The organism is Endoryza foliicola (assembly GCF_050589245.1).
Classification (GTDB): Bacteria; Bacteroidota; Bacteroidia; order Chitinophagales; family Chitinophagaceae; genus Endoryza; species Endoryza foliicola.
Genome location: NZ_JBOBEW010000001.1, coordinates 738042 through 754537 on the forward strand (window position 1 = coordinate 738042; position 16496 = coordinate 754537).

Genomic DNA, 16496 nt, shown 5'->3' on the forward strand with positions numbered 1-16496 from the left:
GCACCCTCAAAAAACTTGGCCGGGGTGAACGCTGTGCTACATCTGCCATCCGGCTGGTGATCAACTGCTAACTGCTTGCCTTTCAAAGCAATACAAATGAATATTCGCAACATCGCAATTATCGCTCACGTTGACCACGGTAAAACTACCCTGGTTGATAAAATCTTACACGCCACTAAAGTATTCCGCGACAATCAGGAAACAGGCGAATTGATCATGGATAACAACGACCTCGAAAGAGAGCGTGGTATCACCATTTTCAGTAAAAACGCCGCGGTTACTTACAACGACGTTAAGATCAACGTAATTGATACTCCAGGCCACGCCGACTTCGGTGGTGAAGTGGAGCGCGTTCTTAAAATGGCCGACGGGGTAATCTTGTTGGTGGATGCATTTGAAGGACCCATGCCTCAAACTCGTTTCGTATTGCAAAAAGCATTGCAGTTGAACTTGAAGCCTATCGTGGTAATTAACAAAGTAGACAAGCCGAACTGTCGTCCTGATGAAGTGCACGATGCTGTTTTCGAATTGTTTTTCAACCTCGATGCTTCTGAAGAGCAGTTGAATTTCCCTACCTACTACGGAAGTGGTAAGAACGGATGGTTCAACGATTCTTTAACTCAGATCGATAATATCAATCCTTTGTTGGATGGTATTTTGAAATATGTTCCCGAACCTAAAGTAGCTGAAGGTCCTTTGCAAATGCAAATTACCTCTTTGGATTACTCTTCTTTCTTAGGTCGTATCGCTATCGGTAAAGTAAGCCGTGGCGTGATCAAAGAAAACCAAGCGGTTGCCTTGATGCAGGCCGATGGTTCTATCAAAAAGCAGAAAGTGCGTGAATTGTATGTGTTCGAAGGAATGGGTAAGAAAAAAGTTACTGAAGTTGTAGCAGGTGATTTGTGTGCAGTAGTAGGTATCGAAGATTTCAACATCGGTGATACCATTGCTGATGCTGAAAACCCTGAAGCATTACCGGTGATCAGTGTAGACGAACCAACCATGAACATGTTGTTCTCTATCAACAACTCACCTTTCTTTGGTAAGGATGGTAAGTTCGTTACCAGCCGTCACTTGCGTGATCGCTTGATGAAAGAAACAGAAAAGAACCTCGCTTTGCGTGTAATGGACAGTGATGAAGGTGATAGTTTCATTGTTTACGGTCGTGGTATCTTACACTTGGGTGTATTGATTGAAACCATGCGTCGTGAAGGATATGAACTTACAGTAGGTCAACCACAAGTAATTGTGAAAGAGATCGATGGTAAGAAATGCGAACCATATGAGAGCTTGGTAGTAGACGTTCCTCAAGAATTTGCTTCTAAAGTAATTGACTTGGTTACACGTAGAAAAGGTGAAATGCATGTAATGGAAACCAAGGGTGAAATGCAACACTTAGAGTTTGAAATCCCTTCAAGAGGATTGATCGGATTGCGTACTCAAATGTTGACGGCTACTACTGGTGAAGCTGTAATGGCTCACCGTTTCATCGATTACAAACCGTGGAAAGGACCTATCCCCGGAAGAAACAACGGTGTATTGTTAGCAAAACAAACCGGAACAACAACCGGATACTCAATTGATAAATTACAAGACCGCGGTACTTTCTTTGTTGATCCGGGTGAAGATGTTTACGCTGGTCAAATTATAGCGGAACACATCAAACCGGGCGACTTAGTGGTAAACGCAATTGAAGGAAAGAAATTGACCAATATGCGCGCCAGTGGTAGTGATGCTGCTACTAACATCGCTCCTAAAGTATTATTGACTTTGGAAGAGTGTATGGAATACATTCAGTTTGATGAGTGTATTGAAGTAACGCCTAATTTCATTCGTATGCGTAAGACCATTTTGGATGAAGAAGAGCGTAAGAAGCAGTTGAAGAGAATGCAAGCAGAAGCGGTTAACTAATTAGATAATTTGATCATTAGTTGATTTGAAAATAGAAGTCCCAACTTCGCATAGCGAGTTGGGACTTTTTCATTTTCACATTCACAAATTTTTGAATTTGCGAATTAGTTAGTGGTCTCACCAAGAATCGAACTTGGATCAAGCGTTTAGGAAACGCTCGTTTTATCCATTAAACTATGAGACCGAGAATTGGTTTGTAAATTAGTGAATTAGTTAATTCGGGAGTCAGTGTTGTTCGATTAAAATCAATTGATAGTGAAGCCTTCAATAACATTATAGAGCTGAGAAAAAGATGATTTGGGACTTGAATGCAATTAGCAGTTTAGGCATGAGTACTCTAATCTGTGTAAATCTGACTTAATCTGCGTATTCTGTGGTCAAAAAAGCCTAACGCCTAAAGCCTAAAGCCCAACACACAGAACTCAATAACTGAAAACTTACAAGTTACCCATGTTCAAAGTATAACTTAAGAAGAAAATTACCCTTCAACTCCTACGCATAAATCCTTTCAATCGCCGCGCCGTATTTCTCCATTACTACTTTTCGTTTCAACGACATTTTCGGCGTGAGTTCTCCTGTGTTCACACTCCATTCATTAGGAAGTAGTTCAAACTTCTTGATCTGCTCAACATGATTGAAAAACTTATTGAAGCTTTCTACCAATTCTTTGTATAATTCTAATACCTTCTCATTCTGAATCAGTTTCTCAGGTGCAGTTTCTGTGATGCCCTGTTCTCTGGCCCACACCAATAAATTCGGAAAGGAAGGAACGATCAAAGCACCCACGAACTTGCGTTCCGGCCCTACTACCATCACTTGTTCAATGAACATACTCTCTTTTAATTTATTCTCAATGGTAAGCGGAGCCACGTATTTGCCACCACTGGTTTTGAACAGCTCTTTCTTGCGGTCGGTGATTTTTAGGAATTTGTTATCGATAATGGTACCAATGTCTCCTGTATACAACCAGCCATCTTTGATTACTTCTTCCGTTAAATCGGGTCGTTTGTAATAGCCTACCATTACATTGGGTCCTTTACACAGCACCTCACCATCTTCAGCAATCTTGATCTCAACATTGCTCAATTTTGGGCCTACTGTTCCAAACATTCGGTCTTTGATATCAATTCTATTCACACAAATAACGGGAGAGCTTTCAGTTAAACCGTATCCTTCCATCACCGGAATTTGTGCTGCCGTGAAAATTCGAATCAAACGTACTTGACAAGCTGCACCACCGGTAACAATGCACTTTACATTATTACCAAGTGCTTCTCTCCATTTCTTAAATACGAGTTTGTTGGCAATGGCCAATTGAATGCGATAGCTCAGTGAAAGCGGTTTGTTGATTTCAAATTGCTCCGCCAATCCATGTGCCCAAAAGAAGAGTTTGCGTTTGATACCGGTTAAACTACTACCGGTGAGCATGATGCGTTCGTATACTTTCTCTAAAAGTCGAGGAACCGTAGTGAACATATCGGGATGTACTTCTTTCAAATTCTCTCCGATGGTGTCAAGACTTTCAGCATAATAAATTGACTTACCCGAGAACAGATACACATAGGTCACCATCTTTTCGAAGATATGGTTGAGCGGTAGAAAACTCAACACTTTATGTTCGGAGCCTGAAGGGAAACATGGAATACTCGCCAAAACATTGCTCAAGATATTATTATGACTGAGCATCACACCTTTGGGTTTTCCGGTAGTGCCGGAAGTATAGATAATGGTTGCTATATCTGAGTTTTTTACTTGGGCAGAAATAGTTGGAACCTGAGCTTCCAGCTCGGGACTAGCTTTGGTCCAAAGTTCTTTCCAATGAGCTGCATTGGCAACATGTTCGAAGGTATAGATCGCTTGTAAAGAAGGTACGCGCTCTTTTACACTCAGCACTTTTAAGAATAGTTCTTCATCGTTTACAAAAGCCACTTTCACCTGAGCATCGTTGAGAATGAATTCGAGTTCATTTACATTAATGGTAGGATAGATTGGAGTTAGAATGGCTCCTATTTGTTGGACCGCTAAATCAACCATGATCCATTCCGGACGGTTTTTTGAAATCAACGCTACTTTATCACTGCCTTCAACAGTGCCGTTGTTTCTGCTTATGCCAAGTGCTAATAACCCGGCTCCGAGTTTCGTAGTGATCTGTTGAACATCTTTTGTAGTATAGCTTTTCCATTGACCGGCTTCTTTTCCGGACAACATACTATTGGTTGGTCTTTTTTCCAATTGAAAAGCAATGCAATCAAACAATCGTTGTGGATGAGCCATAGCAAGCTTTTTAGGTGCTTATTCAAGCAACAAAATAGTGATTATGGATGTAAATCCACTATAAATTAGGAATTATCTGGCTTACATGCGGGTTTGATAGTACTGCCCCTGCGGTACTTTAAATAGCCTGTTTTGCTGGAGGCGAAGAAATTCTTTGTTTTCCTCTTCGTGGGTATTGGTCCACATTTGATAAGAAGGTAAGCTGGCACTGGCACCTAACAACCATTGATTATAGGCTTCAAAATAGCCCATTTTCAAGAGCTGCTGGTGGTGGTCAAACAATCGAAAAGCAAAACGGGTATTATTGCCGTTTGCATACCAATCGAGAATGAATCGTGTTCTCAATTTGGTAATGCTTTCCGGAGTAATACCATTGGTAACGAGACCACCGTGCTTTTTATATAAATCGAGGCAAGTGGATACAAAGCTGTTCTTTGTGTCCTGACCTTTATAGAAATCATCGCCGGTATAAAGCTTTTTGTAGCCGTCGAGCAACATCTTTTTGATTTCGATGGTACGGTCGGAATAGCTTTCCATGTTCACGAAGATCTCACCATAAATAAGGCCCCAGAATTTATCGGCAGAGAAATAATAGTATTTGGCTGCATTGTAGTAGTTGCCGGCGTAATTAGGATCCATCTCAATTCCTTTCTCCCAGTTCTTAACTGCTTCGGTGAATTCTTTCTTCGTCCAAAGCATTTCGCCGTATTCATTGTACAACACACCACTAGCGGGGAATTTCTTGATTCCAGCTCTGTACAAGCGCTCGCATTCTTTGCGATCTTCCATGGCTTTGTAAATCAGCGCTGTAATTTGATAGCCTTGAACATCGATGTCTTTCCTTTCTGCTAGTGGCTTGGCTACTTGAATGGCCGAAGCATAGTCCTTCTTGAGGTAATGACAAAAAGCGAGGTCCTTTAGAATTTCAAGATTGTCGGGGCTAATTTGGTTGGCGCGTGTGAGCACAATTACCGCATTCGAATAATCACCTTGACGCATAAAAGTACGCGCCGTTTCTTGCAGTTTGCGTGGATCGTTTTCCTGAGCCATGCTGCAGAAGGATGCTAAAACGAATAATAAGAAGAGTAATTGTTGCTTCATTGTGCTACAAAACTACAATATTGATGCCAGCCCTGGTTTGAAGAGGGTGTTAATCTTTTAATAATCAACTTATTCGTAAATAAGATGCGTCAATAAACCATCTCTGAGCTTAGGTTCAAACCAAGTGCTTTTAGGAGGCATTACTTCGCCCATATCAGCAATATCAAACAATTGTTGAATTGAAACCGGGTATAAACTGAAAGCAACCGCCATTTCACCACTGTTCACACGCTTTTCCAATTCTCCGAGGCCTCTAATGCCACCTACGAAATCGATGCGTTTATCGGTGCGCTGGTCTTTGATTCCAAAAAGTTTGCTGAGGATGGTTTGTGATAGAATGGTTACATCCAACACGCCGATTGGGTCGGTAGCATAACTGTCTCTACGTGCCGTTAGTTTGTACCATTTTCCACCCAAGTACATTCCAAAATCGTGTAAATGCTCGGGTCGGTATGCTTCGCTACCTATCAGGGTAACATTGAAATCATCTTGCAAATAGCTGAGCAATTCTTCTTCGTCCATTCCATTCAAATCTTTTACCACACGGTTATAGTCGAGAATGTGCAATTGATTGGAAGGAAACAATGTGGTGAGGAAGTAGTTGGTTCCATCGGGAGCTTTTTTGCCCAAGGCTTTTCGCACTTTAGCGGCTGAAGCGGCACGGTGGTGTCCATCGGCAATATAGGTACAAGGAACTTTTGATTCGAATAAATCGGTGAGCGTTCCAATCACTTCTGAATCGGCCACCACCCAAATGGTGTGCTGAATACCATCAGAAGCTGTGAAATCATAATCGGCTTTGTGTGAATTCTGCCAGAGTTCTACCAATGCATCAATGGCCGGAACGTTTTTATATGCGAGAAACACGTTTCCTGTTTGAGCACCGCTGGTTTTGATGTGATTGATGCGGTCCAATTCTTTTTCAGGACGCGTGAACTCGTGTTTCTTGATGATGTCTTTTTCATAATCATTTACGGAGCTCACCGCTACAATTCCTGTTTGACTTCTTCCGTTCATGATCAGACGATAGATATAATAGCAAGGCTTGTCTTCACGGAACAACCAACCTTTTTCAATGAATTGTTGGATATTCTCTTTTGCTTTTTCATACACAGCTTGCGTATGAATGTCGATGTTTTCGGGCAGATCAATTTCAGATTTTGTGATGTGAAGAAAGGATTCAGGATTGCCTGCCGCTTCTTCACGGGCTTCTTGAGAATTCAATACATCGTAAGGTCTTGAAGCCAATTTCGGTGCAATTTCTTTTGTTGGTCTGAGTGCTCTAAACGGAAGTATGGATGCCATAATATAGTTTGATATTAACCTTTTCTTTTTGCGAAATCATTCATTAAGTCGGTCAGCGCTTTCACACTAGAGAGTTGTAAGGCGTTGTATAAAGAAATACGGAAACCGCCCACACTTCGATGCCCTTTTACTCCAATCATATTGTTTTCCTTACAAATTTGTTGGAATTCTGCTTCAAGTGTTGGATTGTCCATTACGAATACAACGTTCATATCACTACGGTCTTCTCTGGCAATGGTGCCTTTGAAGATCGGATTGCTATCAATGGTATGGTAGAGAAGGTCCGCTTTCTCTCTATTTAGTTTTTCAATAGCAGCAACCCCTCCCATATTTTTCAACCATCTCAACGTAAGCAACACTACATAAACCGCAAATACAGGCGGAGTGTTCAACATACTTCCTTCCTTGATGTGGTTTCTATAGTCCAGCATGGTTGGGATGGTTCTGTTTACTTTACCTAAAACAGATTCATCAAGCACTACCAAGTTTACACCGGCAGCGCCCATGTTTTTCTGTGCACCTGCATAAATGAGCGAAAACTTGTTGAAATCAAGATTTCTACTCAAAATATCGCTGCTCATGTCGGCAATAACAGGCACTCCATACTCAAAGGGCATATTCTTCCATTGTGTACCTGCAATGGTTTCGTTTGTAGTTATATGTAAGTAAGTGCTAGTTGGATCTACTTGTAGTGATTTGGGTAGCGCCGTATAGTTCGATTCTTTTCCTGAACCGGCTATTTGAACAGAACCAAATAGTTTGGCTTCTTTAATGGCTTTATTAGCCCATGTTCCTGTTTCGGTGTAAGCAGCTGTTCCTTTTTCATCCAATAAGTTCATTGGAATTTGCATGAATTGCGTGCTGGCACCTCCATGTAAGAACAACACCGCTTTACTATTATCTAAGCCCATCAATTCTTTCACCAAAGCTTGTGCTTCATCCATCACTGCTTGAAACAAGGAAGTACGGTGACCAATTTCTAATATCGATAATCCTGTATTGTTGAAATTGAGAATGGCTTCACTGGCTTGTTGAAACACTTCTTTTGGCAGAATACTAGGGCCTGCGTTGAAGTTGTGAATGACGGCTTGTTCAGTTGTAGTCACCTTGTGTACTTTAAATAGTAAAATTTGAGAGCACGAAATTATTCAATTACTAGCTAACAGGCATTTGTAAATTCAGAATTCCTCGCAATCTTTTCCTAAAATGGTCCCTTTTTTCCAAGCTTTCTCCAATTCCTCCAGTTCTTTTTGGTCTTCCACCGTCCATTCAGCTCTATTTAATCCTTTTAAATTGGGTTGTCCTGCATCTACCCAAGCGGTATACCAAAAACTCGCCACTGCGAAAATAGAGGCCCGCATGCGGCGCTCCACCATTCCGTTGAGTTTTGTATGGTAAGCAAGGGAATAGCCAGTACTGTACTGTTTGATAGTTTTACCATTGCGTTCCTCAAATGCATACCGCTGTTGTTCAGGGTATAACAATTGAAGTTCTTTTTCATATCTCAGCACCGTATCAGCGGCTAATCCACTTTCCTCTATTCTTTTCCAAATAAAACCCAATGGATCGTTCAAATACTGTGCCTTATCTATGAAAAAATCATAAGATGTATTGGCCCAGAGTTCAGGTAAACGCGATTCCCAAAATCCATGGATGCCTCTTTGATTGGTAAGTTGGCCATTGTGATTGCTACTGGCGTGCAAGGGTACATGCGCATCTGCAATGTAGTGCCCTATTTCTGCAGATAACTTTAAGATAAGGGAAGCATTTTTCTTTTCAAAAGCAGCCGTGAGCCTGCGTTTCATAACATCTACCCACCAAGGAACGATACCGTGTTTGTTTAAACTGTCTTCACCAAATTTTGCCACAGCGGCATTCCAGGTTCTGGGTAAACTATCGTAAGGATAGGTTCCATAACGATCCAAATCGAGGTAATGACGGGCACCTTCAGGAGCTACTGCATAGCGTCGCTTGTCGGGGTCAGTAGCATGGGCTACTAAATAATCCTTGTTGGGTTTGAAGAAGGCGATCAATTCGGGTGGAAGTAGGTAAATCGCCAGTTCATTGATCCGTTCATGTCCAAAAAAGCCCCAGCACCATGCTTTTGAGCACAAAAGCAGGCACAAAAGGCTCAGTAAAAGCCTTTTCATGTTTTTGATTTTAGTGATTACTTGGCAGGTGTTTCGGCGTGGGGATCATCGTCGTCAATATCCGTTACACCGCCTGAGATCGCAAATTTCATGGCATCGGAGGCGCTGAGATCGGTCACCAAACGAATCCGCTCTTTTTTTACGAAGTAGAGATGGCCGGCAAAAGCATATGATTGTGGAACGTATACGGCTACATATTCACTCAAGCCAAATTGGTTGAGCTCATCTTGAGTAATAAATCCAAGTCTCCAAACATCTGGGGCTTCAATGCTCACCAATACCGATTTGTTGAACTTTCTCTTATTCCCGGCAAAAGCTTCAAAGAAGTCTTTTACTGTAGTATAGATGATTTTAATACCGGGTGTTTTCTCCAGAACCTTGTCGAATAAACTTACCAAACGTCCTACTATAAAGGACGAGGAGATATACCCCACTCCAATTACGATCAGTATTACCAATGCAGCCCCTATTCCCGGGAACCGTATTTCTTGCCCATTGGCATCTTTTAATAAACTGGGGGCAATTTTTTGAAGTATTCCGGGCAGAATTCCGTCTACCGTATTGAACAAACTACTAACTGCCCATATTGTAATGGCAATGGGGGCCAAAATAATTAAGCCTTGCAGAAAGTACTGGAACAGTTTTCTGAGCAGCAGTCTGAATTTTATACTTCTCGTCATCCTTTCACAAAAGTAGGGGGAGTTTTCGGGGAAATAAAACCTAAAAAAACCGAGGGTTGTTGGGTAAAACCAGAAAAAAGTAGAAAATTCTTCGTTGGAAACTTTGATTCCGTTTTAAGTTTCCATAGTTTTGCGCGTGTTTTTAATATGGAAGTAAAAGAAAGAATACAGCAAAAGGCGCATGAGTTGTTCATGAAATTCGGTATCCGCTCGGTTTCCATGGACGATATCGCCAATCAAATAGGCGTTTCTAAGAAAACGATCTACCAGTTTTTTGCCGATAAAGATGCGTTGGTGGGCGACATTATTCAAGAGGAAGTGGTTCGAATGGAACAAGAGTGCGTTTACTGTAGCGTGAATGCTAGGGATGCAGTAGATGAGATTTTCCTCACGATCGAGATCATTTTGGAGCAATTCAAATCATTTAACCCCACATTGGTATTTGATCTTCGGAAATTTCACCATCAAGCCTATCAAAAAATTGAAGCCCACAAACGTGAATACCTCTTGGGTCTGATTATCCGGAATTTAGAACGAGGAGTAGAAGAAGGAATTTACCGCGAAGACATAAAGATTCCGGTGATAGCGCGCTTCAGACTCGAAAGCATGATGTTGGCTTTTGATACAGAGCTGTTTCCTCCTAAACAATTCGACTTAGCCGATATTACCCGCGAATTGATTGAATTGTTTGTTTATGGGGTAGCAAATGAAAAAGGATATCAATTGATTGAAAAATATAAAAGAGATCTGCAACAAAAACTAAACACACATGCAAACAAGTGAACCTAGAAAAGTGAAGGGATTGGTGTTGTTATTCCTGCTGATAACTGGCGCAGCACAGGCTCAGCAAACAAACGCTTTCACCATGGCTCAGTGCGTAGCCTATGCTGAAAAAAACAGTCCACAAGTAAAGAATGCTTTACTGAACATTAAAATCCAACAGGAAACCAACAATGAAATTACCGGTGCCGCATTACCTCGTGTAAATGCCAGTGCAGGCGTTAACTATTTTCCTCAAGTAGCTACGCAGGTATTTCCCAACTTTATTGCGGCGGCTACCTATGGCGTATTGGTGAAGGAAGGAGTAAGAGATGGAAATGGAAATACCATCGCAGCACCCAATGATTTTGGATTTGTACAAGCGCAATTCGGTACAAAATACACTGCGTCTGTAGGAGCCGACTTCTCTCAACTCTTGTTCGACGGCCAAGTATTTGTAGGCCTACAAGCCAGAGCAGCTGCCATGAATTTCGCCCGCAAATCGGCGGAGGTTACCACCGAGAACATAAAGGTGAATATCATGAAAGTATATTTCCAATTGGTGGCCGCTAAGAAGCAGATGGATGCTTTGGATGCCAACCTTCACTTAATTGAGAAACTTGCTTTCAATACAAAAGAGTTGGTGAAAAATGGATTTTCAGAAAAGCTTGATATCGATAAAGTGAATGTTACCCTTACCAATCTCCAAACTGAGATCGTAAAAATTAACCGTCAGATCGATAATGGTTATTTAGGTTTGAAGCTCTTAATGGGAATGCCAACCACTGATTCATTGATATTGACGGATACTGTTTCTATTGATGAATTAAAATCGAATGTTTTAGAAGCAGCATACAATTACAATGATCGTAAGGAAATGCAACAACTGTTGATCGCTCAAAAATTGGGCGAGTACAATGTAAAGCGCTACCAACTTGCAAAAATTCCAACTTTGGCTTTATTTGGGCAATACAGCACCAATGCGCAAAGAAACCAGCTTGATTTAGGTGATTCCAAGCAACCCTGGTTGCCTTCTTCTTTAATTGGATTGAAATTATCTGCTCCCCTTTTTCAAGGGTTCAGCAGAAATGCCACCATTCGCAAAGCACGTTACGAATTGGAGCAAACTAAGAACAATGTTGACTTATTGAAGCTCTCTATCGACAATGATGTTGCCAGAGCAAAATCGAGTTTGCAAAACGCCATTCTAACACTCGACTATCAACAGAAGAATATGGAACTTGCAACCAGCGTATACAATACTACGGTTAAAAAATACGAACAAGGTTTGGGCGCAAACATTGAGGTAACAAATGCTCAAACAGAATTGCGTGTGGCAGAAACCAATTATTTCAACGCTTTGTACGATGCGATCATCGCTAAGATCGATTTCCAAAAAGCAACCGGTAAACTATAATTACGAAAAGAATAAAAAACAAATACATGAAACTTTTTTATCAAGCTGCTATTCTTGTTGTGTTCTTGGGAACACTCGCAGCATGTGGCGGCGGCGGCGAAACTGCTAATAACCTAGATGCAAAAAAGAAAGAACTGGAGAAACTCAAATCCGATAAGGCTGCACTCGATGCAAAAATCACAACGTTGCAAGAAGAGATCATGAAAGCTGATCCATCAGCAGCGGCTGCAGCAGCCAAACAAGTTTCTGTTTTGAAACTCGTTCCCGGAGAATTCAATCACTACATCGAATTGCAAGGAATTATAGACGCAGAAGACATTTCCTATGTATCTCCTCGCGGAATGGGGGGCCAAGTAAAATCGATCAATGTGAAATTGGGCGACCGTGTACAAAAGGGTCAACTCATTTTGAAATTAGACGATGCCATTGCACGTACTCAACTTGCTTCTGCTCAACAAGGGGCTGAAGGAATTAAAACCCAGCTGGCTTTAGCAAAGAATCTTTACCAGCGTTATAAAAATCTATGGGATCAAAATATCGGCTCTGAAGTACAATTGTTGAATGCAAAAAACAATGTAGATGCTTTGGAAAACCAATTGAAGCAGATGAATGAAAACATTCGTTTGGCACAAGAGCAAGTGAACTTCACCTCTGTTTACAGCGATGTTTCCGGAGTTGTAGACATCCTGTCTGTTCGTGTAGGAGAGTTGTTCCAGGGAGTTACCGCTGCCGGTCCTCAGATTAGAATTGTGAACAACAGTCGTTTGAAAACAGTAGTAGATATTCCTGAAAACTATATCACTAAAGTGAGAAAAGGTTCAAAAGTAGTTGTATCTGTAATTGATGTAAACAAGGAATTCAACACTACTCTTTCTGTAGTAACGGAAGCTATCAATGCCTCTACTAGAAGTTTTACCGGCGAAGCTAAATTACCTACCGATGGCACCTTGAAGCCAAAGCAAGTGGCAAGTGTAAAAATTCTTGATTACAGTGCAGCGCAAGCTATTGCCGTTCCAGTGAACTTGGTTCAAAGTGATGAGAAAGGCAAATACCTATATGTTACCGAAGCGAAGAACGGAAAGTTGTTTGCAAAAAGAAAAACAATTGTAACCGGAGAGTCGTACGGAGGAAAGATTGAAGTGTTGAGCGGATTGGCTGCAAATGAAGAAGTGGTTACTGAGGGATATCAAACCTTGTACGAAGGCCAATTGATCTCTGTTTTAAAATAAACAATACCACTGGAGCCATTGAAGCCCGCCCGCTTCAGTACTTATTTAAAGGGTAGGCTGTTATTTTCAAAAATATCGCAATGAATATTTTAGAAGGCGTTAAAAATAAATTCAAAGAGTTTAAGCCAACCAGTTGGGCTGTAGATAATACTACAGTGATTTACATCTTGGCGATTCTCATCTCTTTATATGGTATTACCAAGTTTAATGGTATGCCAAAAGAATCCTTCCCGGATATCACCGTTCCTACTATTTCAGTAGTTACAGTGCATGTAGGGAACTCACCAAAAGACATTGAAAACTTGGTTGCTCGTCCTATTGAAAAGCAAATAAAGTCTATCAGTGGTGCGAAAGTTAATAAGGTGACTTCTATGAGTCAGCAAGACTATTCGCTGATCATCGTAGAGTTTGACACCGACATCAAACCCGAATTGGCTAAGCAGAAAGTAAAAGATGCGGTAGACAAGGCCAAAGCGGATCTGCCCAACGATCTTACACAACAACCTGATGTGCAAGAGTTCGCTTTTAGTGAAATGCCTATCATGTATGTAAACATTAGTGGTGATTATGATGGCGTGAAATTGAAGCAGTTTGCTGATAAAATGCAAGATCGTTTCGAGGAGATGAAAGAAATTACTCGTGCCGATATTGTGGGTGCCCCAGAGCGTGAGATCCAAGTAAACGTGGATCCTTACAAAATGCAGGCAGCGAAATTGAGCTTCACCGATATCGAAAATGCGATCAATCGCGAGAACCGTGATATCAGTGGTGGTACCATTGCTGAGGGCGATATGAAACGCAGTATTAAGGTGAAAGGACAGTTTCAGTCGGCTTATGATCTGCAGAACATCGTTGTTAAGAACATTCAAGGTGCAGCCATCTATTTGAGAGATATTGCCGAGTTAAAAGATACGGTGAAAGAGAAAGAGAGCTATGCTCGCTTGGATGGAAAGAACGTTATTACCCTGAACATTGTAAAACGTTCGGGTGAAAACTTGATTGAAGCAGCTGATAAGATCAAAGGTATAGTAGCCGACATGAAAGAGAAAGGTGATCTGCCTCCCGATATGCGTGTTGAATTTACCGGTGATCAGAGTAAGCAAACGAAAACTTCTTTCAATGATTTGATCAATACTATTGTAATTGGATTTATTTTAGTACTGGTGGTTTTGATGTTCTTCATGGGTGTTACCAATGCCTTCTTTGTGGCATTGAGCGTTCCTCTGAGTGTGTTTGTGGCGTTCATGTTCTTGCCTATTGGTGAGATCTTTGTAAACGGAACCATTACGCTGAACTTCATTGTACTCTTCGCCTTGCTTTTTGGACTGGGGATTATTGTAGACGATGCCATTGTGGTAATTGAGAATACGCACCGTATTTATCAAAATGGAAAAGTTCCCATTGTGAAATCGGCGAAAGAAGCAGCCGGTGAAGTTTGGTTGCCTGTATTAGCGGGTACCCTAACCACTTTGGCTCCCTTCTTCCCTCTACTAGCTTGGAAAGGATTGATCGGAAAATTCATGATCTACTTGCCGGTGATGTTGATCTTAACATTGGCAGCTTCGTTGATCGTTGCCTTTATCTTCAACCCCGTGTTTGCGGTGAGCTTCATGAAGCCTGAGGGTAAAGAGTACGAAAAGCCTGCGAAACATATTTTTAGAGAATGGTGGTTTTATGCATTCATTGGTTTTGGTGTATTGTTCCATCTTTTTGGATGGCATGGTTTCGCTAATTTCTTATTGATGCTGCCATTGCTTTCAATATTGAATGTATATGTAATTAGAAAGATCATACACTATTTCCAGGATCGTGTACTTCCTAACTTGATGAACAAATACGAGCAATTGTTGCGTTGGGTATTGCATGGAAGACGTCCGGTTCGATTGATGGTCCTCTTATTTGCATTATTCCCTGTATCAGTTGGATTGTTGGTATTGAGAAGCCCCGGTGTTCAGTTCTTCCCTTCAGGAGATCCTAACAACATCTTTGTTTACTTGAAACTTCCGGTGGGTACCAATATCAATAAAACGGATTCCCTCACGAAAGTGCTGGAGCAACGTGTATTGAAAGTATTGGGTGATGAGAAGCCGGGCAAAGAAGGTTCTATAGTTGAAAGCATGATCGCCAACGTTGCGGTAAGTGCGAACAACCCACAAGATAATAACCGTAGTACGCAGCCAAACCTTGGTCGTATTCAGTTGACCTTCGTTGAATTCGAAAAGCGTGAAGGGAAAGCTACCAAGCCATATTTGGATAAAATTCGGGCAGCAGTGCAAGGAATACCCGGTGCTCAGGTTGTTGTAGAACAGGAGAGTAATGGTCCGCCCACGGATCCTCCGGTGAACGTAGAAGTGATTGGTGATAATTTTGAAGCCATCGCAAAAGTGGCGTACGATTTTAAAAACTTCATTGATACCAATAAAGTAAACGGCATTGAAACACTTCGTTTGGATGTTGATCTTACGAATCCGGAGATCACGGTGAATGTAGACCGCCAAAAAGTATTGGCCGAAGGATTGAGCACTGCTCAAGTAGGTATGGAGTTGAGAACAGCGATTTTTGGTAAAGAAGTAAGCAAGTTGAAAGACGGAGAAGATGAATACAAAATTCAATTGCGTTATTCTGATCTCGTTCGTAATAATATTACCGACTTGATGAACATGCGCATTACGTTCCGTGATTTCACAACAATGGCCATCAAACAGATTCCTTTGAATGCTGTAGCAAGTATTGAATACACGAATACTTCCGGTGGAATCAAACGGAAGAATTTCAAACGTACCATTCAATTGCAGTCGAATGTTTTGGTTGAAACACAAGTGAACCAAATCAATGCCGACTTAGCAGTTAAAATTGCAGAGTTCAAATCGAAATACAATATGCCGAACGGCGTAGTAATGCGCCAGTCCGGTGTGAGTGAGCAACAACAAGAAACGATCAGCTTCTTAGGCAATGCATTGTTATTGGCTCTTTTGTTGATCTTCTTGATCTTGGTAATTCAGTTCAACTCCATGAGTAAACCATTCATTGTATTGACTGAGATCTTCTTCTCTATCATTGGAGTATTGTTAGGGTATGCCATCACCGGAATGAGTATTGCTACGATCATGATGGGTGTAGGGGTAATTGGACTGGCTGGTATTGTGGTAAAGAATGGTATTCTCTTGATTGAATTTACCGATGAGTTGCGAGGAAGAGGTATGAAGACGAGAGAAGCGGCTATTCAAGCCGGTAAAATTCGTATCATTCCGGTAATGTTAACAGCGCTTGCAACGATGTTGGGACTTTTGCCTTTGGCTATTGGATTCAATATTGATTTCGTGAAGTTGTTTACAGAATTCAATCCACATATCTTTTTAGGTGGTGATAGCGTAGTATTCTGGGGTCCTTTGAGTTGGACGATCATCTTCGGATTGATCTTCGCCTTCTTCTTGACCTTGGTGATGGTTCCAAGTATGTATGTGATTTCGGAGCGCTTACGCAGACCGATGTCACGTTTCTACGGAACTCGTTTCATTGCCTTATTAGGTTTTGCGGGTCCTTTCTTCTTCATATTTGTAGGTATCATGTATTTAGTGAAGGCCTTACAGGGCAAGAAAGTGTGGAACGGTACTTACAAGAAAAATTAGCAGTTTAAGTTGTAGTGTATATAGGCGGTGGGATTCTTCCC

11 protein-coding genes and 1 tRNA gene are annotated in these 16496 nt (G+C 41.3%); 5 read left to right on the plus strand and 7 right to left on the minus strand.

The features are described 5' to 3' along the window. Nucleotides 1-96: 96 nt before the first annotated feature. A complete protein-coding gene (gene typA / locus ACQ2HE_RS03180) occupies nucleotides 97-1911 on the plus strand; it encodes a translational GTPase TypA (RefSeq protein WP_430894622.1) in 1815 nt (604 codons plus the stop codon). A 112-nt stretch (nucleotides 1912-2023) separates the two neighbouring features. On the opposite strand, the gene ACQ2HE_RS03185 is transcribed toward typA, so the two are convergent. The 7 genes from ACQ2HE_RS03185 to ACQ2HE_RS03215 all read right to left on the minus strand — a co-directional run bounded on the left by ACQ2HE_RS03185 (nucleotide 2024) and on the right by ACQ2HE_RS03215 (nucleotide 9349). After that, nucleotides 2024-2095 (minus strand) — tRNA-Arg (locus ACQ2HE_RS03185). 308 nt (nucleotides 2096-2403) lie between these two features. Continuing rightward, nucleotides 2404-4185 carry an AMP-dependent synthetase/ligase gene (locus tag ACQ2HE_RS03190; protein ID WP_430894620.1) on the minus strand — a complete coding sequence of 594 codons (1782 nt, stop codon included), beginning with the start codon at nucleotides 4183-4185 and terminating at the stop codon, nucleotides 2404-2406. Nucleotides 4186-4266: 81 nt separating this feature from the next. Next, on the minus strand, nucleotides 4267-5286 hold the full coding sequence (locus ACQ2HE_RS03195) for a tetratricopeptide repeat protein (protein ID WP_430894618.1): 1020 nt from the start codon (nucleotides 5284-5286) through the stop codon (nucleotides 4267-4269). Nucleotides 5287-5355: 69 nt separating this feature from the next. Continuing rightward, nucleotides 5356-6591 (minus strand): DUF1015 domain-containing protein, encoded by a 1236-nt coding sequence (locus ACQ2HE_RS03200; protein WP_430894616.1) that lies wholly within the window; start codon nucleotides 6589-6591, stop codon nucleotides 5356-5358. A gap of 14 nt (nucleotides 6592-6605) precedes the next feature. Next, nucleotides 6606-7697: a 3-phosphoserine/phosphohydroxythreonine transaminase gene (serC, locus tag ACQ2HE_RS03205; protein WP_430894614.1), complete on the minus strand. Its 1092-nt coding sequence runs from the start codon at nucleotides 7695-7697 to the stop codon at nucleotides 6606-6608. 72 nt (nucleotides 7698-7769) lie between these two features. Next, nucleotides 7770-8741 carry a zinc dependent phospholipase C family protein gene (locus tag ACQ2HE_RS03210; protein ID WP_430894612.1) on the minus strand — a complete coding sequence of 324 codons (972 nt, stop codon included), beginning with the start codon at nucleotides 8739-8741 and terminating at the stop codon, nucleotides 7770-7772. 17 nt (nucleotides 8742-8758) lie between these two features. Further along, nucleotides 8759-9349 carry a DUF502 domain-containing protein gene (locus ACQ2HE_RS03215; protein ID WP_430894610.1) on the minus strand — a complete coding sequence of 197 codons (591 nt, stop codon included), beginning with the start codon at nucleotides 9347-9349 and terminating at the stop codon, nucleotides 8759-8761. A gap of 12 nt (nucleotides 9350-9361) precedes the next feature. Here ACQ2HE_RS03215 and ACQ2HE_RS03220 point away from each other — a divergent pair, with 12 nt between their 5' ends. The 4 genes from ACQ2HE_RS03220 to ACQ2HE_RS03235 all read left to right on the plus strand — a co-directional run bounded on the left by ACQ2HE_RS03220 (nucleotide 9362) and on the right by ACQ2HE_RS03235 (nucleotide 16455). Next, on the plus strand, nucleotides 9362-10204 hold the full coding sequence (locus ACQ2HE_RS03220) for a TetR/AcrR family transcriptional regulator (RefSeq protein WP_430894608.1): 843 nt from the start codon (nucleotides 9362-9364) through the stop codon (nucleotides 10202-10204). Continuing rightward, on the plus strand, nucleotides 10191-11597 hold the full coding sequence (locus ACQ2HE_RS03225; RefSeq protein WP_430894606.1) for a TolC family protein: 1407 nt from the start codon (nucleotides 10191-10193) through the stop codon (nucleotides 11595-11597). The genes ACQ2HE_RS03220 and ACQ2HE_RS03225 overlap by 14 nt, the downstream gene beginning before the upstream one ends. Nucleotides 11598-11623: 26 nt before the next feature. After that, nucleotides 11624-12826, plus strand: a complete 1203-nt coding sequence (locus ACQ2HE_RS03230; protein WP_430894604.1) for an efflux RND transporter periplasmic adaptor subunit — start codon at nucleotides 11624-11626, stop codon at nucleotides 12824-12826. An 80-nt stretch (nucleotides 12827-12906) separates the two neighbouring features. Continuing rightward, nucleotides 12907-16455 carry an efflux RND transporter permease subunit gene (locus ACQ2HE_RS03235; protein WP_430894602.1) on the plus strand — a complete coding sequence of 1183 codons (3549 nt, stop codon included), beginning with the start codon at nucleotides 12907-12909 and terminating at the stop codon, nucleotides 16453-16455. The last annotated feature ends 41 nt before the right edge of the window (nucleotides 16456-16496 follow it).